Here is a 22,033-nt window from a genome sequence, read left to right as displayed (position 1 = left end):
GGCATGCGGATGTCCATCAGGACGAGGTCCGGCAGCAGCTCGCCCGCGATCCGTACCGCCGCTTCCCCATCCGCGGCTTCCCCGACGACCTCGAGATCGTCGGTCGTGGCGAGCAATCCCCGCACGCCGCTGCGGAACATCGGATGATCCTCGGCAATGATGATCCTCACCGGCACTTGCCTCCTCTCGCGTTTGATTCGCCCGCCCTCGTGCGCGGTGCGCCCGCTACTGCAGCGGCAGCGCCGCCCATACCCGCGTGCCGCCGCCATCCCTGCGCCCGATAGCGAATTCCCCGCCGATCTCGGCGGCCCGCTCCCGCATCGATACAAGCCCGATGCCGCCGCCCGCCTGGCCCGACCAGCCCGGCAGCCTCGGAGCCCCGACGCCGACGCCGTCGTCGGTGACTTCGACGATCAGCCGTCCGTCCGCCTCGATGCCGAGCGTCACCTGACAGACGGCAGCCTCCGCATGCTTCCATGCGTTGACGACCGACTCGGTCGCGATCCGGTAGGCCGCGACCTCGACGGCCGCGCGCAGCGGAGGCAGCTCGCGCGGCGCATCGATCCGGAAGGCGATGCGGGCGTCCGCGCCCTCCGCCGCCAGCCGGTCGGCCGACGTCTTCGCGAGCTCGTCGACGCGCATCCGGATCGCGCCGATCAGGCCGAACTCGTCGAGCGCCGGCGGACGAAGATCGTTCACGAGCGCGCGGATGTCGCCGACGGACGTCCGGATGTCCCGTCCGAGATCCTCGAGGATGGCCGCCGCGGAGGCCGGCTCCCGCTCGACGACCTTGCGGGCCGTCGCCGTCTTCAGGGCGAGCGCGGCGAGCCGCGGCGCCAGCTCGTCGTGCAAATTGTTGCGAATCCGGCGGCGCTCCTCCTCCCGGGCGAGCACGAGCTTCTCCCGCGATTCCCGCAGGTCCTCGGTCAGCCGCCGCATGGCCTGCAGCATGTCCGCGTTGTTCACGAGCGGACCCGCATGGCGGAGCAGCAGCTCGAGGAATCGTTCGTCGTCGGCCGTGAACGCCTCCCCGGGCGAGCGCCCGAGCGCGTACAGCGTGCCGAGCGCCGGACCCCGGTAGACGATCGGGAACGCATGGACGTCGTATCCTTCCCGGCGCTCGCCGGCCTCGGCGATGAATGTCTCCTCGCCTTCGATCTCGATCGCGATGCCGACGTACGGCAGCCGCAGCGCGCCCTGCACCTGGACGGCGAGCGCCTTCAGCATCGCGTCCGGCGCGAGCGGCTGGGTCAGCCGGCTGCCGAGCTCGAGGAGCACGGCGTACGGATCGTCGTGCCGGCCTTTCATGAGCCGGTTCACCCGCCGCTGCAGCCATTCCTTGAGCGGCGCAAAGGCGGCGGCGACCAGACCGGTCGCGATGAGGGAGACGACAAACGGGTTCCACGCCCGGAATAGCCGGTCCAGATAGAGCACGGCTCCCGCGTAGAGCAGCACGATGCACAGCGTCAGCGCCCCGTAGACGAGCGTGCGGTTGACGAGCGGGTTGATATCCCAGAGCCGGCGGCGCAGGACGGCGAGCGTCAGCGTGATCGGGAGCGCGGACAGGCCCAGATGGAGACCGGCATTCAGGTAAATGAAGTTGCTCGCCTTGCCGTCGTAGAACCGCGGATCGAACAGGATGCTGATGACGACAAAGCCGACGAACGCGATCGCCACGCCGTAGACGACCCATTTGGTCTGCTGCCGCTCCGCCGGGGAGGAGTGGACGCGAAACCTGCGAATTTGCGCATAAATGAGGAGTGCCGTGAACGCCAGAAACCAGGCGAGCGAGAACAGCTCCGAGCCCGGCAGTCCGCTCCAGATCTGGCCGCCCTTCACGAAGCCCGCTACGTTGACCGCCGCGATGGCCAGCATGGCATACCTGGACCAGGAGGGGACGAAGCGCCCGTTCGGGAACAGCAGGCAGAACAGCGAGATCGACATCCAGCCGATCGCCGACAGGCCCTGGAACCAATAATAAGCGAACAAGCCCTGCATGGACGCTACGTTGACGAGCGACGGAAACGTCGTCCCGAAGGCCAGCATGGCCAGCGCGGCCAGCAGCCCGACCGGCTCGCGCGGGCTTTTCCACAGCAGAATGAGCGCCGACGCATAAAAGACGAGCGTAAAGAGGACGTCAATCGCGACGAGGATCAGCGAGATCTCCGCGACCGACAGCCCTGCGATGTCCAGCGTCAGTGCGGGAACGGACAGGCCGCAGCCCTGGGCCAGACATTGCGCTTGCAGCTTGTCGTAGTAAGCCGGTATGCAGTTGAAGTAAAGCGCCGCCGTCGCGGCGAAGAGAAGGCCGAAGAGCCACGCGGGCCAACGCATCCATCGAACGTTTTCCATGGCTTCATTATACTGGGCCTCTCCGTCGTTGAATACGAATCACGCGCAAAATCCCGCTTCCTCGCCGCAAAATTCCCGGATTCGGGAATGCCGGTTCCCGTCTTTTTGAGTCGCGATTGCCCTGTCGGTCCCGGCCTCGCCGCTTGTATGATTAGTCTCGTAGGTCAATTCACGCGACAAGAGAAGGATGGATGATCAATCATGACGGAAGCAAAAATATTGCGGTGGCTCGGCATGATCTGCCTGGTGGCGGGCATCGCGCGGATGGGCATGACGCCGACTTCGCTGGCCTGGGGGACGGACAGTCCGCAAGAGCTGACGTTCGGCTATATCGCCTGCGTGCTCATGTCGGCCGGCTCGTTCGCGCTTTATCTGGCGCAAGCCCGGGAGACGGGGGTGCTTGGCTTCCTCAGCGCGCTCGGCATCGTCATCGGCAACGTCTTGACGACGGCGCTTGTGTTCACGACGTTTATCGTCGATACGGCGGAAAATCCGCCGGAGGGTCTGGCGGTCGCGATCACCGGCATGGGCAATATGATCGGCATGATGGGCGGTACGCTGCTGCTGACGATTCTGACGTTCCGCGCCAAGGTGTTCCCCGTGTGGGTGCCGATTCTGTTCGTGGTCATGATGGCCAGCATGTTCCTGCCCATCGCGGACAACAAGTACTTCGCCTTCTTCTGGGGGCTCGCCTACGTCGGCGCCGGCTGGTGCATCTGGACCGGGCGGCTGAAGCCGCGCGAGCAGAGTCTGTATACGGCGGAGGCGGCAGGCGCGCAGGCACGCGCGTAAGGTTCGGGCGGGACGGTCGGGATTTGCGCAAAAGAGAAAGGCGGCCTCGCGAGAGGTCGCCTTTTCCATTTCCTTTATCAATTCAAGGCCTTTTCGACGCTCGATTATATCGCCCCTGCGTCTCTTGCCGTATAGAAGGACGGATAGATCGGACGGAAGTTCAGCTCTTCCCGAATGCGCGTCGTATCGACGATCATGTCCCACGGATCCAAAGGCTGTTGCTCCGCCTCGGGTGCGCCTTCGCCGCCATGAAGCTGCCGAAGCTCCTCGACCGTGATCGGCGCATCGTCGCCCACGTTGTAGATCCGGCCATCGATGCCCGGCATGGTCGCTGCGAGCAGCAGGGCTTGAGCGACATCCGCATGATGCCCCATGTGCATGCGTTTGGCCGGATGCCAGCTGCGCAAGTGCGGCAGTATCTCCACGATATGCGGATCCCCGTCGCCATAGACGAACGGCAGCCGAACGATCCGAACACCCAAGCCCTGCTCGCGATGAAGCCGCAGCAGCACCGCTTCGGCCTCCACTTTGCTTAGCGGATAAGCCTGGGTCGGGCTCAGTTCGTCGTCTTCACGGCTGGGCCGCGTACGGACCACCGAACCATAGACGGTGCTCGTGCTGGCAAAAATCAACCTGGGCACTTCCGTCTGCAAGGTCGCATGCGCCAGCGCGATCGTGCCGTCGAGGTTGGCCGTTCTGGTCGTCTCCTCGTCCACGCCGCGGAATTGCGCTGCCAAGTGAATCACCGCATCCTTCCCCTGCAGCACGCCGATATAGTCGTCCGGCCGCAGCAGATCGCCTTCCACGATCTCCGCCCCTTGCCGGCGAAGCCCGTCCGCCTTTTCGGCGTTTCTCACCAGCAAGGTCACGCGATGGCCGCGCTGCAGCATACGCTGCGCAAACCGGCTCCCCACTTTACCTGTAGCCCCCGTGATAAAAGTGTTCATGTTAAGCCCTCCTACGTTTTTTAGTTGCTATACGGGCAGTATAATAGAGGGAGCAGTCGGCTTCCCTCCTGCGTTTATCGTAGGTTTGGGAGTGTCAGGATACGGGGAGGAATGGAGATGGAAGTAGTTGCTTCCAGAAGATCGTTGGGCGAATTTCTGCGCATACGCCGGGAGCGGCTGACGCCGGAAGAGGTCGGACTGGTCTCCTATGGTCGGCGGCGGACCTCGGGACTTCGGCGGGAAGAGGTCGCCCAGCTCGCCCATATCGGCACCTCCTGGTACACCTCCCTGGAGCAGGGACGCAGCGTTAACCCGTCCGAGGATGTGCTGAACAATATCGCCAAGGCGCTGCGATTGACCGAGGACGAGCGTCGCCATCTTCACCTTCTGGCCAGATCGGATCAGCAGGAGCCGGAGGAAGAAGATCGCGATATCGCCACGGGCTTGCAACGAATGATCCAGGCGCTGGACCCGCACCCGGCGTTCGTGCTCGGCAGATATTGGGACCTGCTGCTGTGGAACAAGGCGGCTGAGCTGGTTTTTCATATCCCTGCCTCATCCGACGACAAGATGTTCAACTGGATGCGGCATCTGCTGACGGATACCACGCTGGGGCCCGACCTCATGGACGGAGCGTCCAGAACGCGCGTGTTGATCGCAAGGTTTCGCGCGGATTACGCACGCTTTCCGAATGACGAGCGGTTTAAGGTGCTGATCGAGGAATTCATGCGCATCAGCCCGCTATTCCGCGAGCTGTGGCCGATGCACGATGTCGAGGCGGCGACCGATCACCGCAAGCAAAAGTACGATCCGCGAATCGGAGAGATGGCGTTCGAGCACGTGACCTTGCAGCCGCCGACCCATCCGGATCTGAAGGTCATGATCTTTACCGCTTCGGCGGATACGGCGGCGCGATTGCAGCGTTTGTTGGATGCATCGGAAGGCTGAACTTGATCCGTTCGCATCCCCGACCGTCTATCGTGCAAAAGTGCACGATCGAGACCAGCTCTCGCTCGTCGCTTCGCCTATCGCGCAAAAGTGCAGGGTTTTAGCCTCAATAAGTATCAATCCTGTTCAGAGAAGCGGGCTAACGTGCACTTTTGCACGATAGATCACCCAAACCCGTCATATGGCACCTAAAATGATGCACTTTTGCACGATAGCACTAACGCCCTTGCCTCTCGGCATACCATGCCAGCGCCAGCCGCTCCATTTCGCTGACGAACGCCTTCTTGGCCGGACTGTATTCGTTCGTGCGCGCGTAGCGCTCGGCGAGCTCCTCCTTGAACCGGCTGTACCTCGCAGCTTCCGCCGGATGACAACGCAAGTAATCTCTGAAGACAAGATGCCGTTCAATCTGAGGGTTATACGTCTCATAAAAATGAATGTGATGCGTCCGTTCCTCGCCGCCTTTGCGCAGCAGCCGCCTGCCGGGAATGCCCCACTCTCCGGCGACGTCGTATCCGAGCAGGCGCATCCGGTCGTTATACGCATCGATCCGCTCGATGTCCCGCACCACGCCCATCATATCGATGACGGGCTTCGCCTTCATGCCCGGCACCGACGTGCTGCCGAAGTGCTCGAAGCGCACGATCTCATCCCCGAATATCGCGCCTAGAAACGCGACTTCGTCCTCGTAAAGCCGCACCCATTCATTGCTGTAGTCGCTCAGCCTAACCTTCATCCGACACGCTCCTTGCCAGCTTGGGCCTAGAAATGCCCGCGCGGTTTTTTCCCGGCCCAGCGTTCGTCGACCTTCTCCAGGGAGGATTGATACCGGGTGTCCACGCTCAGCCGATACTGGTTCGTCGTATTCTCCAGCGAGCAGTGCATGAGGTACATCCCGAAGATCATCACGTCGCCCGCCCGGTACTCGGTCGTCGCCCACTTGCCGCCGTACTTGCTCGTGATGACGAGCGGATCGTCCGTGTAATTGTTCACTTTGTCCCAGTCCGAATCCTTCGTGCCGTAGGTGCGCTTCAGCTCCTCGAACCGGTGCGAGCCCAGACACATCGCCAGACCGCCCATCGCGTAGCTGATGTCGCCGATCGGAGACCAGACGGTGTACAGATTGTGCGTGCCGCGGCCCATATACACGATATCATAATGCGCGCCCGTATAGTCGCCCTTGCCGACCGCGCGCAGCCATTTGTAATTATAGGTCATCGACTTCTCGCCGAACAGCTCATCGAAGAAACCCATGATCCGCTGCCCGTTCAGCACGTTCAGCAGCTCCGGCAGATCCTCGTTCGTCCCGCCGAAAAACAGCGTTCTGCTGCCGTCCGCCATAACCCCGTCCTCAAGCAGGGTATCCCTGTCGAGCTTGCCCATCTTCTCCATCTTGCGCAGCACCGCGTGCCTGGCCTTCAGTACCTCCTCCCGATCGTGGAAATCGCGCAGCAGCAAATAGCCGTCCTCCGCCATTCTGGCGCGCAGGGCGTCAAAGTCATGCCTGATATCGTTCGAGTCCCTCAGTTCCGTCAGATGCTCCCCGCCGAGCTCCAGCTCCCGGCTCCCTACCTTTACCATCATGCGCGTCTCACTCCTGTCGTCGATTGTAGCTTCAGTATAGGGAGAGACCGCGGCGACTTCCATTGAAGACCGTTGCGAATCCATGTATAATCGTACAAAATGTTCATGTGAAAAGAGGCGGCGGGACGATGGCCACGATGGATGTTCCTTACGAGTTGGACGAGGACTTCGTTGCGCCGGCTTTTCGCTTCCAGTCCATCTGGAAGGTTGAGGCCAACGATACCTACCATGCATTCAAGCCCCATGGCTTCATGAGCGCGGGCCTCTTCGTCACCTATGAAGGCAAGGGGAGCATCATGTACGGGGATACAAGCGAATTCATGGAGGCAAGCACCTGGCTCCTCGTCTCAGGCGACGTACCCTGCTCATATCGCTGCCTGGGCGGCGACTGGAAGTTCTACTTCCTTCACTTCGATCCGCTGGACGTCGCCGACCAGCTCGGACTTGCCGCCTGGCGGCCGGTATCGACCGGGCGCATGTCCGATGCCGTCCGACTGTGCGAGCGCCTGATCGACAGCCTCATTCTTCAGCCTGCCGGCTACGGCATGGCCGTACACCTCACCGCACAGGAGCTGCTGCACCTGTTCGCGCAGGAACGCGCCGCCTACGGCCGCAGCCGCCATCCCGAGCTCGACGACATCCTGTACCGGATGCACAAGCAGATCGGCACGTCGGTCCCGGTAGACGAGTACGTCCGGCTGAGCGGACTGTCGCGCACCGCCTTTTATGTTAGGTTCCGCGAGCGCACCGGCATGTCGCCCACTCAGTACGTGCAAGAGCTGAAGCTCGCCTCCGCCAAGGCGACATTGGAGACCACCAATGCGACAGTCAAGGAGATTGCCGCTTCACTGCGGTTTTATGATGAGTTCCATTTTTCGCGGCTGTTCAAGAGAAGGTATGGAATGGCGCCGAGCGCATATCGGCGGGGATTGTAGAGCGAGGAAAACCCGCCGGGGCTGGGAAGCTGCGGCGGGTTTTGTTGTTGGTGCACCTTCAATGTATCCACTAGCACTTTTTTAGCGATATTATCGCTAAAATCATGTTAACGTCCCTTCACTAATCTATACTTCATAGTTATTGGCATAAGAATGAAGTGTGTACGGAGGAGAGGATCGTGCGCAAACCGCTTGAGCAGCTGTATAATGGGCAACTCATTCCCGTCGAACAGATTGTCTCCAATGATCCAGCATACCGCGCAGTCAATCAACAGATCACCGAAGCGATGAAAGTATGGCAAAAAAGACTGGATGGAGCAGCGTATGAAGATCTAGAACAGCTGCTAGACTTGTTTTCCCAGCTGGAAGAAGCAGGCATGTTATCCGCGTTTGTATATGGCTTTCAGCTCGGTGTTTCTCTGATTTTGGATTCAGCGACGAGTTTGAAAGATGCAGAATAGTTATCACGTAGATTCATTACAGACAGGATTATTTCCGCATTCAACGAATATGTTGTGTAAATAAGTCTTAGCCAACTTATTAAACATCTAAAGGAGCTATTAAGATACAGACACTTATTCAAATTTTTATTGTTTTAGCGATCATCATCTTTATTTCCATTCTTCTATCTCTTGCGAAACTAAAAACAGCTCCTAAGTACAAGCTGATTATTGCACTTGCAGAAACCCTCGTTTTAGTCATCATAGCTTTATCTTTTGAAGCCATCATGTATAAGTTACATACGAACTCAATAAATCTTGGAGTATTAGTGAGTCAACTCTTGGCTCTCTTCTTTAGCTGGATTACAAGCGCAATCGTGCTCATCTTCTATAATTTGTTTTTTCTGAAAGACAAGAAAAAACGAAAAAGATTATTTTTCATAGCAGCCATTTTACTAATGATTTTTATTCATTTTATATTATCACTCTCCTTTGGCTGGAAGTCAGATCACAATGACCAGGATGAAGGACTTCCTACTGCATTACATGAAATCCAATACATATAATATGATGAGGTGCTCCAGATGAGTGAGTTTAGTGCAAGCTATCATTTAAAAACTAAGGACAGGGAACAAGCGATAAAGCTCATTAAGGACGCTGGCCATCAGGGATTTGTATTTAACGAAACGAAAGGATGGGTTACTTTCCTCATAAAAGGACAGGTTTTTGATATCAGCGAATCCGTCATTCAATGTAATCCCGGACTGCTCGTTCATTATATTTACGCAGAGGATCATGGATGGGAGTTTAGAGTATTTGAAAAGGATCGCGTCGTTTTTGAGTACACCTGCGATTGGACGGATGAGATCCATATCGAAAAAAATGTCTACAACTTAGATGTAATTAAAGAATTGATATCCTCTCAAGGCAAAGAAGCGAGTGACTTAGAAGAAATTTTTGAAATGGATGAGTTCGATTATGAACATTCTCCGGCCTATCAATTAGCTGAAAAAATCGGATTGGTTCACTACGAATGGCTATCGGCAGACTATATAAAGAGTAATGATGAGTTGGAAGAGAGAGATCTGATTCTCGTAGAATAATGTTTTTCTTAAAGAGGTGGGAATCAATCAAACCTAATTATAATGATCTTGGTCTGTCTATTACAATGGGCCCACAACTTCGAAGTGAAGTAGAGCGTCAGCTGTTGAAGGAATTGCTTTTTCACCATAAGTTTGAGAATAAATTGTATTTTGACTGGTCCGACAGTTGTATAGAAGGAAAGTCGTTACATTTTCTAGACGGTTCTTTAGACAGATATTCAGGAATCAGTATTTATGATGAAAACAATGAATTCGTTGCAGACGGTTGGATGGATTTTGAGTTCGATCCCAGCTCCAATCAATTGTCTGTTTACTGGAGCTTCCTAGACATTTACTTGAACGGACAAAAAATAAAATCAATTCAAAATGATGAAAAACCAATTTAGAGAGGAACATCCGATGGAACGAACCCTGGAAAACGATTTTATTTACTTCGGCTTTTGGAAACGCGTATTAATGAGAATCATCGATATTGGAATCATCTTCATTCCGTTCAGTCTCTTATACCGTTTTGCGGTTCATGAATCCATTCAATTGAATTCTATTGTGCCGTATATCCTGATGTGGATCGTTACATCCGCATATTATGTCCTGACTCTTTCAATCTTTGGAGGAACCCCGGGAAAGTTAATCTTGAAGGCCAAGGTTGTAGATCATTCAGGGAATAAACTATCGATTCATAAATCGCTACTCAGAAGCGTATTTTATATTTTATATGCGGTAATCATGATTTTTGCATTTAGCAGCTCGAACTTCAAACCTATAAATGCGCCATTTGACGTCATCGCCGACCTCATAGGAGTCGTAACGATAGCATCGGATTTGGTTGTTTTGTTTAATCGCAGGAAGAAAGCTTTGCATGATTATATCGCAGGCAGCGTGGTTATCAAGCAGCCATTCATTCAAAAAAAGGATCGCGCTTCGTTGAAAAAACGACCGTTAAACGGTGGGCGGGACTATGCCTTTGGAGAGATAAAGAGCTAGCGGGCACAGTATTTTAAAAACCAAGGGCGGGCGTTCACCTTTCGTGAACGGACCCGCCCTCTTTTTTTCTGTACCGCACCATCGCTAACTCCGTGTTAGAGGCTCGTCACCGACGTTCCCGCCATCAGATCGGTTAACGCATCCCGGATAACCGAGGCCGGAATGGCAAATCCGATGCCTTGCGCCTCTGCGTTCACGGCCGTATTCACACCGATCACTTTCCCCTTATCGTTGAGCAGCGGTCCGCCGCAGTTGCCGGGGTTGATCGAAGCGTCCGTCTGCAGCAAATGCTTGTACTGATGTTCGGTACCGTCTTCTTCGGCGATCGTAATCGGTCGTTCCTTGGCGCTGAGTACGCCGACGGTCATCGTGTGATCCAGGCCGTAAGGGTTGCCGATGGCGATCACCCAGTCTCCGATGCTGGCCTGGTCCGAATCCCCGATCGTCAGAGCCGGGAACTTCTTGCGGTCGGGACTCTCGACTTTAAGCACGGCCAGATCGAGCTGCTCGTTCGAATTAACGACCGTTGCCGTGAGAGGCTCATCGTAGCCGGGCACGGTCACCTTTAGCGCAGTCGCGTCCGCAATGACGTGTTCGTTGGTCAAGATGTAGCCATCTTCGTTAAAAAAGAAGCCGGTGCCCGTACCCATCAACTCTGGCTCGCCGCTCTGCTGCGGCGGCATCGACTGTCCGCGCGGGTTCGCCCATCCGCCGCGACCCCCGAACAGGCTATTCGCCGACGATTGGCTTTCGACGCCGTAGTTCGCAATCTCCACGACAGCGGGGTTCGCTTGGGCGAACACGGCGGAGATTTTCTCGTCTACGTTCGAGGAAGCGGACACCGACGCCATCGTAAGTCCCGATGCGTCCGAATACGCGCTGCCGGCCGCTGCCGACTCGACGGCGGCAGGCTTGTCTCCACTGAACAGGTTCATCCGGTCTGACATGACGCTCAGGCCGCCGACGAACAGGGCGCCGACCAGGAACGAGGCGAGGAGCGACTTGGGTGAGCCGCCCTTTTGGCGATTCTCGCGCCTGTGGCCACGACCGCCGCGACCGTTGCCGCCATTATCTGCAGCAGCCGTTCGCTCTGCTGCGTTCAGTTCTTCCTGGTAAAGCGTTCGCAGCGATTCAACTCGGTTAGCGGAGTCATAACGATAGGCTGACACAGGCTCGAGATGGTTATTTATTTCATGGCTTTGCTCGTTTTGCTCGTTTTGCTCATTATGCTCATTATGCTCATTCATTCGAGTCATCCTCCCATGCTTGCTTCCTATGACTCTATCATGGACCTCGAACCTAAATCTGAGCTTAAATGAGCCTAAAAGGTTCCTGAAAGAATTGAATTCTAGCTCAGCGTACCAAAAACAATAACGGCCTGTGGGTCCGCACACTCCATTATGGAATGCGCAAATCCACAGGCCTCATTCAAACTGATACTTATAACTAGAGTTGAGTTGCTTTGAAAAACGGGAAACTGAATTAAAGAGTTTCGTCAGATGCTCGTACGCTGATTTTCCCACTCACGTTACCATTAGCTGTATTATAATCTACATAAAAAACATGTCCACTTGCGTGAGTAACATTAATAGTCAAAGTGCTATTGGCGCCAACGGTTCCACTATAGATCTGTTGTTTGCTGCCATTTAAATCGTATGATAAGTAGACATTTAGTGTTTGGGATTGTGAATTGGAGATATATACTTGGGCATAATCGTATCCAGATGGCTGGGACCAGGAGCTTCCACCACTACCATTATTGAGATCCGCATTATCAATAGTTGAGATGTCAGTGTATGGAGAATCAGCAACGGCTGAAACGGACGACAACGATATCAATGCGATTACTACAGCAAATATGAAAAAACTCCTTTTGAATCCTTTCACTTTCCCGCCCTCCAATTTTACGTTGATATTCACCTAGTCGTCTAAAGGGATGTTGTTGATAGAACTAAATTACCATATATACTCATTAATTTACTACCGATCCCTATGATTTTAAGTTTAGCCCGTTGCAGATGCGGCAAGGATTAACTTGTTCATCAGAAGATTACATGGCGTATGTGATTACAACATCGCTGCCAATTACAGGTGGCATAACAGTATAAGACGTGTATAATAAGTATAAGATAAACAAGAAGCCAGTGCCGCCAGCACTGACTTCCTGCACAACTGCTTCGGCGGGGTGCCTCCAGTCGATTGACCGAAGAAATGACCCGTTATCCCGTGGCGAGCAACATAGGGCGGGTCATTTTCTTTTATTCAGGTAAGCAAGCAACGCCAGGGTACCTTAAACGAGGTGGTGAACGGAATGAGCGTTAAAGACGAAGTCATTAAGTTAATTCAAGACCTGCCTGACAATGTGACGGTCGAAGATATTTTATATCGTTTGTATGTACGGGCCAGAATCGATGAAGGATTAACAGAGCTGGATGCTGGAAAGGGACTAGCCCATTCGGAAGCAATGGAGCATATAAATAAATGGCTGAATTAATTTGGTCACCAAGATCGTTAAAGGATCTGGAATTGATTCATGAATACTTGAAAGAGGAATCCATAGAGCTTGCGCGAGAATTTGTGAATAGGCTTATTCAAGAAGCGGTTAAAATTACGGAATTTCCATACGCAGGGAGAGGCGTGCCTGAACTGCAAACAGAGGCAGTAAGAGAAAGAATTTATTCGAGCTATAGAATCATCTATCGAATTAAAGGGGAACAGATCGAGTTAATTACATTTTTACATCAATCGAGAAGACTAATACGGAATGAATTTAAATGACATCATGACTCGAAGAGACATGGTGTTTTTTGTTACACAAAAACGCTTGCCTGCGTGCAGGACAAGCGTTTTGCTCATGCTTTCATACGATCACCAAGCGAATACGCCCTTCTCATCCAAAAACTCGCCATTATGCCGTTTCCCGTCCGTCGCATACCCGACAATAATCGCAGCAGCGGCTTCCTTCGACTTCCCGCCCGCGGCATTGCCGTTCAGATCCGTGGTCGTAAATCCAGGCGTCACCGCGAATACTTGCGCGCCGTTGTCTCGGACTTCATAAGCCATCGACAGCGTCATGGCGTTGTTCGCCGTCTTGGAGGAGTTGTAGTCGAAGGCGTTTAACGTGAACGCGGCATTTTGCATATGGTCCAGGGACGCCATGTCGGTCGAGACGTTGACGACGGTGCCTTCGTTCGCCTTGATCAAAGGGAACAGGCGCTGGTTCAGTCGGAAGGTGCCGAAGAAGTTGACTTCGAAGGCGTTGCGCAGGTCTTCCTCTTTGGTATCGGTAAACGAGCGGGAGAACGCGCCCGGCATGCCTGCATTGTTGATGAGCAGCGTGAGCTCCCGATGGTTCTTGTTGATCGTGTCGGCGGCCTGTTCGATGGACTTCAAGTCAGTCATGTCGATCGCCACGAATTCGACGTCCAGCCCCTTGGACGTCAGCTGTGCGACGGCCGCTTCCCCCAGCTGGGTGTTGCGCGCGCCAAGGAGAACTTTCCAGCCTGCCTCCCCTAACTGCTTTACAATCTCGAATCCGATTCCTTTATTGGCGCCCGTGACGAATGCGGTCTTTTTCATGCGAATCCCTCTTTCCGTAAGGTTGATTGCCTTTCATGATTGATACGTTACTATGCTACACTTAGTGTAGGTCAACCCTGAATTTTATATAAGCGAGGGGCGCGCATGCTAACGATCGGAGAAGTCGCGAAGGACGTCGGGATCAACATCGGAGCGATCCGTTTTTATGAGCGAAAGGGACTGCTGGAGCCGGCCGCCCGCAGCGAGCAGAATAACCGTCTTTATACGGAGCATGACCGGAATTGGCTGCTCTTCATCAAATGTCTGCGCGAGACCGGGATGAGCGTGGAGGACATCAAAACGTATTATGATAAGGTGAAGGAAGGCACCTCCACCCTGCCGGAGCGGATCGATATGATTCAGGCGCAGAAAGCGAAGCTGCTGCACGATATCGAGGAGAAGCAGGCTCAGCTTGTTCGCTTGGAGGAGAAGCTGGAGCGATATTACCGCGGGGAAAATTATTAGCGGCGCACTCTTTATGACATTCATTTCTTCCGTGTGAGTTGTTACCAATTACAAAAACCTCCGACGCTGCATCTACGCGGTATCGGAGGTTTTTTCGCATGTCTGGACTTGATCGTCGGAAACGTCATCATGATCGGTCGATCGGTCATCGACACCTCTAATCGACTCGCCTTACTATAAATATAACTTCAAGGCATCAAGGCAACACGAATGAGCCTGTAATAAAGAACGCCTTGTAAGCGTTATCAGCATGGTCGACTTTGCGTTAAAGAGGAAAATGGCGGAGGTGAAAAGCTGATTTGTAAAAATGGGTGGTCGCAAAGTTAACAGCAGCTGCGAACGACAATTGAGGAGGAGCAACGGAAAATGAAAAAATCGATCGTAAACCGAGCGAAACGGAGTTTAGTCGGAATCGTCGTGGCGAGCCTGCTGGCGTCGGTATTGCCTATGACCTCCTTTGCTGCCGACGATACGCCGACAGCGCCTAGCTATGCGATACTAGGGTCGCAAGTCGAGAAGAAGTTAATGACCGTAGAGGCTTTTCCCTACAACGATGTCGCCAAGGTCGTCACCAAAGACGGTACGGAAGGCTGGGAGCTCACGCCGGATGAATGGCCCGGATTTATTCGGGTTAACGTCGACGATTCCTACATCTTCGGCGGCAGCAACCGGGTGGAGGTCGACGTCAAATATTTCGACGAGTCTGCCGACGACGGTGTGTTAGGGAAGTTTACAATCGCCTTTAATTCGGTAGATGCGACCTTCAAGGAAGCGGAGACCGTTCAGTTGACGGGAACGAATAAGTGGCTCGTTCACAAGTTCATCCTGAATGATGCCAAGTTCGCCAACGAATCCGAAGGCAACGACTTCCGGGTCGCCTACTGGGCGCCGTCGATGGGCAAGAGTCCGAAGCCGGTCGTGATCGGATCCATCTCGGTCGAGAAGCTGATGAGCGCCCCGACAGCGCCTAGCTATGCGATACTAGGGTCCCAAGTCGAGAAGAAGTTAATGAGCGTAGAGGCTTTTCCCTACAATGATGTCGCCAAGGTCGTCACCAAAGCCGGTAGAGAAGGTTGGGAGCTCACGCCGGATGAATGGCCCGGATTTATTCGTGTCAACGTCGACGACTCCTATATCTTCGGCGGCAACAACCGGGTGGAGGTCGATGTCGAGTATTTCGACGAGTCGTCCGACGACGGTGTGCCAGGGAAGTTTACCATCGCTTACAATTCGGTAGAGGCAACCTTCAAGGAAGCGGAGACCGTACAGTTGACGGGAACGAATAAGTGGCTGGTGCATAAGTTCGTCTTGGAGGATGCCAAGTTCGCCAACGAATCCGAAGGCAACGACTTCCGGGTGGCCTATTGGGCGCAGTCGATGGGCAAGAGTCCGAAGCCGGTCGTGATCGGGTCCATCTCCGTCGAGAAGCTGAAGCGAGTTTCGATGACCGGCACTTCCGATAAAGTCGGCAATATTTTTGACGTGAATGAAGATCCGACGATTAATCTGGAATTTGTCAACGAATACGACCAGCCGGATACGCTGTCGGTTGACTATCAGGTGTTCGACGCCGCCTACGGCCGATTGCTGAAGACCGGCTCGGTCTCGGTAGAAGCGGCTCCAAATAGCGTAAAGACGATAGAAAAGCTGAAGCTGGATATCAAGGATAAAGGCGTTTATACGCTGATCGTCGACGCTAAGGATGCGGACGGCTCGACGAATATCCATCAAGATATTCCGTTCAGCGTCATTCAAAAATTGGACCCGAGCAATACGCTCCCGAACAGCGTATTCGGCGCGCAGACGCATCTGGCCTGGGGCGGTATTTACAACGCGGAAAAAATCGCGCCCCTCTTCAAGAATATCGGAGCCAAGTATGCGCGTGACGAATACTACTGGAGCAACGTTGAAACGACGAAAGGCGTCTATACGTTCCCCGCAGGCTACGACCAATACATCGATACGGAAATCCAAAACGGTATCGTGCCGCTGATCGAGCTGAACTTCGGCAACAACTTTTACGATGGCGGCAAAGCGCCTCATACGCCTGAAGCCGTTGCAGCCTATGCGAAATACTGTGCGGCGGTCGTCGCGCATTTGAAGGGCAAGGTCAAGTACTTCGAGATCTGGAACGAGTGGAACGGCAGCTTCGGCAACGGGCTTGGCGTCTCGGAATACTATACGCTTCTGAAAGAAGCCTATACGGCGATTAAAGAAGCCAATCCGGATGCCGTTGTGTTGGGCGGCGCGGTCGCCGCTTCCGATTACGGCTGGCTCGAATCGCTGCTCAAGGCAGGCGGCGGGGATTATATGGATGTCATCTCTTTCCACCCCTATACGAATGCCGGTCCGGAGGGCGCGAAGTTCGCGGAGACGATGGTTCGCGTCAAGGAATCGTTCAAGAAGCTCGGCTTCGAAAAGCCGATGTGGGCTACGGAGATCGGCTGGAGCTCGGGCAACCACTCCGAAGTCGAGCAGGCGGCGTTCGCTACGCAGATTAAGACGCTGGTGCTCGCCAATCCGGGCGTACTCGATAAAGTGCTCTGGTACGACTCGCTCAATGACGGCATGAACAAAGAGGATTACGAGAGCAACTTCGGCTTGCTCAGCCAAAGAGGACCGTATTCGGCGAAGCCGGCTTACGTCGCGCTCTCGGCCAACGAGAACCTGCTTGGCGACGCGAGCTTCGTCAAGGAATACAAGCTGGACGACAATATCCGGATCCTGAAGTTCCACAGCGCGGCCAAGGACAAGGACATCCTCGCCGTGTGGACGAAGAGCAAACCGCAAACGATCGGCCTCAATCTCGGGACCGAACAGCTGACGACCGTCGATCTGTTCGGCAACGGGACGGATACGACAGCGGCTCAAAACATCCTGTCGACGACCGTAACGGGCACCCCCGTTTATTATGTCGGCAACTTCAATGACCAACTGTCGCTCGCAACGCCGAGCTTTAAAGCGCAAAGCGATGAGATTAACGTCGCAGCCGGCGATACCGTCACGGTAAATATCAGTCGTTCGGCTGCCGCTGCCGCGATGTCCGGCCAATACAGCGTGAGCTTGCCGGCAGGCTGGACCTGGGCGGAGGACGGTTCGTTCCAGGAAGGGCAGAGCGTCGATACGCTGACGTTCACGGTGCCCGCCGATTATGCGAACGAGTCGGATACGATCACGATCGTCGCAAGCGACAGCAGCGGGAACAAGGTTGGCGACGTGAAGATCAACGTCAAAAAGGTGGTTCCGATCGTCGTATCGGTAACCGCCAACCTGGTGGATTCGGCTGATGCCAGCAAAAACTGGGAACTGCTCGTGGAAATTCAGAACAATTATTCGAAGCTGGCTATGCCGGCCGGCACGCTCAGCTTGACGGAGCCTGCGGACTGGGCGAATACGCAAGCCGTGCCTTACGCCGCGATCGACCCCGGTCAGTCGCGCGTCATCAAGCTGCCGATTCCCGAGGGCGCGATCAAGGAAGGCACGCATGTTAAATTGAACATCCAGCCCGATTCCGGCGACGCGATTCTGATCGATCAGATCATCAACGATCTGTCCGTAGCGACGTACGCGCAGGCGCCGATGACCGTGGACGGGGATATTACGGACGACGAATGGGCCAATGCCCAGTCAACCGTGATCGATCAGGCTTCGCAGGTTCAAGGCATCACCGACTGGGGCGGCCCGAGCGACTTGAGCGCGAAGTTCCGCACGAAGTGGGATGACGACTATCTGTACCTGGCGATTCAAGCGACCGACAATGTTCATAACCAGCCTTACACGGACGGAAGCACCTGGCAGGCGGACGGCATTCAGCTCGCGATCGATCCGGGCAGAATCTACGGTGCCGGCTCCCGCGGCTACAACGAGATCGGCTTCGCCTTAAACAATGACGGCACCGTGCAGAAGTATCGTTGGATCGCAGTTCCGGGCCAGTTCTCGGGTGCATTCGACGATATGAAAGTCGCAATCAAGCGGAACGAGGACGAGAAGACGACCAGTTATGAAGCGGCGATTCCGTGGGCGGAGATTATGCCTGAAGGCATGACCGCCAAGTCCGGATCGGACATCGGATTCTCGTTCCTGATCAACGACAGCGACGGCGGGGCACGCCGCGGCTGGATCCAGTATATGGGCGGCATCGGCGGCGACAAAAATCCGAAATATCTTGCAGATCTGGTGCTTAAGGGCGTGCCTGCCGTCACGGGTATCACGCTGACGTCCGACGCGGAAGAATCGTCGATCAAGGCCGGCGAATCGTTCCGGCTGACCGCGACGGTGAGCCCTGCGGAAGCGGCACTCCAATCCTCCGTCGTATTCGCGTCCGGGGATGACAAGGTCGCCTCGGTGAGCGACGTCGTGTACGACGCGGCGACCGGAACTACGAGCGCCAAGATCACAGGTTTGAAGGCTGGCGACGGCGTCATAACCGCGACCTCGGGGAATGGCGGCGCGAAGGCCGAGTATCGGTTCGTCGTGAAGGAAGCGACCGACCCGGGGACCGATCCGGGCACGGACCCAGGCACTGATCCGGGCAATGGCGGCAACGAAGCGCCTGGCAAGGTATCGGGCGCCAACGTCGCTTCCTCGGACGGGAAGCTGATACTGACCTGGAACGATCCGGCAGATGCAGATCTGGCCTACATTCGCATTGCCGGCGAATCCGCCGACGGCAAGCCAATCGCGGAGCGCCAGGTGGATGCTGGCGTTCGCCGGGCCGAGCTGGACGGATTGACGAACGGCGTAAGCTATCGTCTGACACTTACAGCAGTCGACGCGGCCGGCCATGAATCCGAGGCCGTGTCCGTCGAAGGAACGCCGACTGCGCCGTACATCCCTACTCCGCAGCCTTCCTCGCCGACGCCGGATCCTTCGAAGCCGGTCGTCGACAGCAGCGGACTCAAGCTTGAAGCAAAATCGGACGCTTCCGGCTTGGCAAGCGCAACGCTCAGCGCAGCAGATCTCGATAGCGCACTCAAAGCGCTGGGAGGCTCCGAGCTTCGCATCGCGGTGAAGCCGGACACCGGGGCATCCGGCGTGCGCGTCGCGCTGCCGGCCGACGCACTGCTCACGGCCTCGTCCGCCGGCACACTTTCGTCGATCGTGATCGACAACGGACTGGCGCCGGTGACGCTGGACGCCAAATGGCTGGCGACGCAAGCCAAGGCCGGCGAGACCGTCACGCTGACGGTCGCCAAGGCGGACACATCGAAGCTGCCGCAGACGATTCAGGATCAACTGGCCGGACGTCCCGTCTTCGACTTCAAGCTCGAGGTTGGCGGGCGTCGTGTGGAGCAGTTCGGCAAGAGCGGCGTTGTCCGCGTTGCCGTTCCTTATTCGCTGAGTGCAGGACAGCAGGCCGGGCAGGTCGTCGTCTATTCCATCGATGACGCAGGACGCCTGACGCCGGTCGTTAACAGCCGATACGATTCGGCGACGGGCACGGTCCGGTTCGCGCCGGCGCATTTCAGCCTTTATGCGGTATCGTATGCGAAGACCCTCTTCAACGACTTGCAGCAGTATGCTTGGGCGATTCCCGCCGTCGAAGCGCTCGCTGCTCGGGGCGCGGTTCGCGGAGACGGCAACGGCACGTTCCGTCCGAACGGCATCGTGACGCGGGCGGAATTCGTAACCATGCTGGCGAATACCTTCGGGCTGGCATCCGAAACGGGCTCCGACGCACAAGCATTTACAGATGTTGCGGCAGGCCAGTGGTATTCGGACGCCGTCGCCTCGGCGGCTAAGCTTGGCATCGTGACCGGGCGTGCAGACGGCTCCTTTGGTCTCGATTCGCCGATCACGCGCCAAGAGATGGCTGCCATGCTGTACCGCGCGGCAAGCCAGCTGAAGCTTGACCTGAACGCTTCGGCGGCCGCGCAGGCCGCGGCGTTCACGGACGCGGACGCGATCGCGCCGTATGCACGGGATGCGGCTGCTGCCATGCAGCGTGCCGGCATTCTTCAAGGCACCGGCGCAGGAGCCTTCGATCCGGCGGCCTCTACGACGAGAGCGCAGGCCGCGACGGCGATCTACAGGCTTTTCGAGCGGCAATAAAGAAGCGGCGCCATATAAGACGCCTTGCGGCCATCGACGAGATGACCGCAAGGCGTTTTTGGCTGCATGCCGCCGAGCGTCAAGGGGATCTCAAGGAGCCTCGCGGCGACCTCAATCGGCTCATTCATTGATACACCAACGTTGACGTTGAGAATAATTATCAATAAGATGAGATTAACCGTTTGCCTGAATTGAGGTGTGGATCATGCATATCGAATTGCAGCATAAGACTGAGGCATCTGCTGTCGGCGAGACACATGCCGATGCGGACATGCATATAGAGCTGCGGGATTTGTTCAGACGGTCGGCGCAGCCACAAGTCGAGGTATTCGAGTCGTATCGTTCGGACGATTATTGGCTCATTGTCGTAAAAGAAGGCGAGGCTCATATCGTAGTCCGCCATCAGATCCATGTGGTCAGCGCCGAAGAGATATTCATTTGCGGGCCAGGTCAGCCAATCGAATTCATGCCATCCGCCCGGCAGTGCGGCGATGTATATATCTACAGATTCGCGATATCCGCAGCGATCGACGACGGGCCGGCTGCAGATAAGCTGTGGTCGCCTTCGGCCACCGTCTCCTTAACGCCCGCTTCGTTCACCGGCATCGTCTCGCTTTGCGAGAACATCCATACCTGCTGGCAAGCGGCGAATCGGCTTCAACGCCTGCGCAGCCGCGCTTCTTTTTACGAGCTGGCCTACCGTGTGCTTCTCGAGAGGACCGCTTCGCCTGAGCAAGGCCTGCGGGCCGTGCTCAACCGCGTTAAAAGCTACATGGAGGCTCACTTTCAGGAAGCGATCACCGCCGGCAAGTTGGCGGACATGGCAGGGATCAGCCCCTCGCACTTCATGCACTCTTTCAAAAAGATATACGGGCGCAGCGCGATGGATTACCTGGCAGAGCTGCGAATGGTGCGAGCGCGACAAATGTTGATGGAAGGCGAGCGCTCCGTTCGCGAGATTGCTTATCAGGTCGGCTACAACGACGAGTTTTATTTCCGGCGTTCATTTAAGAAACAGGTAGGCGTGCCTCCTGCGGTCTACTGGAAAAACCGCCAGCTGAAGGTAGCGGCCTATAGCTGGGACAACATCGGTCAACTGCTGGCCTTGCAGATTATCCCTCACGCCGCGCCGATCGACCACTACTGGACGAACCATTACCGGCGCAAGTATCAATCCGATGTGATCGTTCCGTTAAGCCACAGCTACGACGCCAACATGGAGGCATTGCGAAAAGCGGGCGTAGATCATATTGTCGCCGTTGATTTCTACGTGCCGCCTGAGCAACGTCAAAGATTGTCGGCCATCGCGCCGACGTTGTTCCTGCCGTGGGAAACGGTGGATTGGCGTGCGCATCTGCGCATGATCGGACAATTTCTCGACAAGACGGAGGCGGCCGAAACGTGGCTGGCCCAATATGAACGCAAGGCGTCGGACATCCGGAACCGGGTAAAGGCGGCGCTGCGCGACGAGACCGTGCTCGTGCTCGACATTTATAAAGGAACGCCATATATTTACGGACGCAAATTCGCCACCGTGCTCTATGACGATCTGGCGGTTGAACCCGCCGGTCCGGCCGGAGAACCCGTATGGTGGATGCAGGCGTCCGCCGATATGCTCACCGATATCGACGCCGATCATATCGTGCTGATTACCGACGACCATCCGGGCAACCGGGATCAGTGGCGAACGCTCAAGCAGTCGGCGCAATGGCAGGGATTGACGGCAGTTCGCAGCAGACGGACTTATCCGGTGCAGCGATTTCCATGGATGGAATACGCAGCCTTCAACCATCTGTGTCTGCTGGACGAATTGCAAAAGCTATTTGTGCAGGATCGTCCATAGACGACTGCAG

General features: G+C 55.8%; 19 protein-coding genes. 11 read left to right on the top strand and 8 right to left on the bottom strand.

Going from position 1 to position 22,033, the window contains the following annotated elements; genetic code table 11:
- Both KVT38_RS35285 and KVT38_RS25040 read right to left on the bottom strand, forming a co-directional pair.
- The coding region (locus KVT38_RS35285; RefSeq protein ID WP_217596482.1) for a response regulator at nt 1-269 on the bottom strand (269 nt) is incomplete at its 3' end.
- On the bottom strand, nt 226-2,334 hold the full coding sequence (locus KVT38_RS25040; RefSeq protein WP_217596481.1) for a GAF domain-containing sensor histidine kinase: 2,109 nt from the start codon (nt 2,332-2,334) through the stop codon (nt 226-228). The genes KVT38_RS25040 and KVT38_RS35285, both read right to left, overlap by 44 nt.
- A 219-nt stretch (nt 2,335-2,553) precedes the next feature.
- Here KVT38_RS25040 and KVT38_RS25035 point away from each other — a divergent pair, with 219 nt between their 5' ends.
- Nucleotides 2,554-3,144 (top strand): hypothetical protein, encoded by a 591-nt coding sequence (locus tag KVT38_RS25035; RefSeq protein ID WP_217596480.1) that lies wholly within the window; start codon nt 2,554-2,556, stop codon nt 3,142-3,144.
- Between the two features lie 104 nt (nt 3,145-3,248).
- On the opposite strand, the gene KVT38_RS25030 is transcribed toward KVT38_RS25035, so the two are convergent.
- A complete protein-coding gene (locus KVT38_RS25030; protein WP_217596479.1) occupies nt 3,249-4,091 on the bottom strand; it encodes an NAD-dependent epimerase/dehydratase family protein in 843 nt (280 codons plus the stop codon).
- A 117-nt stretch (nt 4,092-4,208) separates the two neighbouring features.
- On the opposite strand from KVT38_RS25030, the gene KVT38_RS25025 reads away from it, so the two are divergent.
- Nucleotides 4,209-5,039 (top strand): helix-turn-helix transcriptional regulator, encoded by an 831-nt coding sequence (locus tag KVT38_RS25025; protein ID WP_217596478.1) that lies wholly within the window; start codon nt 4,209-4,211, stop codon nt 5,037-5,039.
- 217 nt (nt 5,040-5,256) lie between these two features.
- Here the strand turns inward: KVT38_RS25025 and KVT38_RS25020 are convergent, their stop codons facing one another.
- The gene (locus KVT38_RS25020) at nt 5,257-5,775 is read right to left on the bottom strand and encodes a GrpB family protein (RefSeq protein WP_217596477.1); all 519 of its coding nucleotides are present in this window, start codon (nt 5,773-5,775) and stop codon (nt 5,257-5,259) included.
- A gap of 26 nt (nt 5,776-5,801) precedes the next feature.
- Nucleotides 5,802-6,623: a phytanoyl-CoA dioxygenase family protein gene (locus KVT38_RS25015; RefSeq protein ID WP_217596476.1), complete on the bottom strand. Its 822-nt coding sequence runs from the start codon at nt 6,621-6,623 to the stop codon at nt 5,802-5,804.
- 128 nt (nt 6,624-6,751) lie between these two features.
- Between KVT38_RS25015 and KVT38_RS25010 the strand changes: the two genes are divergently transcribed.
- The 4 genes from KVT38_RS25010 (at nt 6,752) to KVT38_RS24995 (ending at nt 10,085) form a co-directional block, all read left to right on the top strand.
- Nucleotides 6,752-7,558, top strand: a complete 807-nt coding sequence (locus tag KVT38_RS25010) for a helix-turn-helix domain-containing protein (protein WP_217596475.1) — start codon at nt 6,752-6,754, stop codon at nt 7,556-7,558.
- Nucleotides 7,559-7,737: 179 nt separating this feature from the next.
- Nucleotides 7,738-8,019, top strand: a complete 282-nt coding sequence (locus KVT38_RS25005) for a DUF6809 family protein (protein ID WP_217596474.1) — start codon at nt 7,738-7,740, stop codon at nt 8,017-8,019.
- Nucleotides 8,020-8,582: 563 nt separating this feature from the next.
- A complete protein-coding gene (locus tag KVT38_RS25000; RefSeq protein ID WP_217596473.1) occupies nt 8,583-9,101 on the top strand; it encodes a hypothetical protein in 519 nt (172 codons plus the stop codon).
- A 399-nt stretch (nt 9,102-9,500) separates the two neighbouring features.
- Nucleotides 9,501-10,085: an RDD family protein gene (locus tag KVT38_RS24995; protein ID WP_217596472.1), complete on the top strand. Its 585-nt coding sequence runs from the start codon at nt 9,501-9,503 to the stop codon at nt 10,083-10,085.
- Nucleotides 10,086-10,180: 95 nt separating this feature from the next.
- Here KVT38_RS24995 and KVT38_RS24990 read toward each other — a convergent pair whose 3' ends face one another.
- Entirely contained in the window at nt 10,181-11,332 is a 1,152-nt protein-coding gene (locus tag KVT38_RS24990) for a S1C family serine protease (RefSeq protein WP_217596471.1), read from the bottom strand.
- Nucleotides 11,333-11,567: 235 nt separating this feature from the next.
- Nucleotides 11,568-11,972 carry a hypothetical protein gene (locus KVT38_RS24985; RefSeq protein ID WP_217596470.1) on the bottom strand — a complete coding sequence of 135 codons (405 nt, stop codon included), beginning with the start codon at nt 11,970-11,972 and terminating at the stop codon, nt 11,568-11,570.
- Between the two features lie 424 nt (nt 11,973-12,396).
- Here KVT38_RS24985 and KVT38_RS24980 point away from each other — a divergent pair, with 424 nt between their 5' ends.
- Nucleotides 12,397-12,579 carry a hypothetical protein gene (locus tag KVT38_RS24980; protein WP_217596469.1) on the top strand — a complete coding sequence of 61 codons (183 nt, stop codon included), beginning with the start codon at nt 12,397-12,399 and terminating at the stop codon, nt 12,577-12,579.
- Entirely contained in the window at nt 12,567-12,863 is a 297-nt protein-coding gene (locus tag KVT38_RS24975) for a type II toxin-antitoxin system RelE/ParE family toxin (protein WP_217596468.1), read from the top strand. Before KVT38_RS24980 ends, KVT38_RS24975 begins: the two co-directional genes overlap by 13 nt.
- 90 nt (nt 12,864-12,953) lie before the next feature.
- On the opposite strand, the gene KVT38_RS24970 is transcribed toward KVT38_RS24975, so the two are convergent.
- Complete coding sequence (locus KVT38_RS24970) at nt 12,954-13,664, bottom strand: SDR family NAD(P)-dependent oxidoreductase (protein WP_217596467.1); 711 nt, start codon at nt 13,662-13,664, stop codon at nt 12,954-12,956.
- A gap of 105 nt (nt 13,665-13,769) precedes the next feature.
- Between KVT38_RS24970 and KVT38_RS24965 the strand changes: the two genes are divergently transcribed.
- The 3 genes from KVT38_RS24965 to KVT38_RS24955 all read left to right on the top strand — a co-directional run bounded on the left by KVT38_RS24965 (nt 13,770) and on the right by KVT38_RS24955 (nt 22,023).
- The gene (locus KVT38_RS24965; protein ID WP_217596466.1) at nt 13,770-14,129 is read left to right on the top strand and encodes a MerR family transcriptional regulator; all 360 of its coding nucleotides are present in this window, start codon (nt 13,770-13,772) and stop codon (nt 14,127-14,129) included.
- 366 nt (nt 14,130-14,495) lie between these two features.
- Nucleotides 14,496-20,180 (top strand): S-layer homology domain-containing protein, encoded by a 5,685-nt coding sequence (locus tag KVT38_RS24960; protein WP_217596465.1) that lies wholly within the window; start codon nt 14,496-14,498, stop codon nt 20,178-20,180.
- A 205-nt stretch (nt 20,181-20,385) separates the two neighbouring features.
- Nucleotides 20,386-22,023 carry a helix-turn-helix domain-containing protein gene (locus KVT38_RS24955; RefSeq protein WP_217596464.1) on the top strand — a complete coding sequence of 546 codons (1,638 nt, stop codon included), beginning with the start codon at nt 20,386-20,388 and terminating at the stop codon, nt 22,021-22,023.
- Nucleotides 22,024-22,033 lie beyond the last annotated feature (10 nt).

The sequence above is a fragment of the Cohnella sp. GbtcB17 genome, from assembly GCF_019091135.1.
Lineage (GTDB): Bacteria > Bacillota > Bacilli > Paenibacillales > Paenibacillaceae > Cohnella.
The sequence above is the reverse complement of the archived record's forward strand: the minus strand, read 5'-3'. Positions and strand labels throughout refer to the sequence as shown.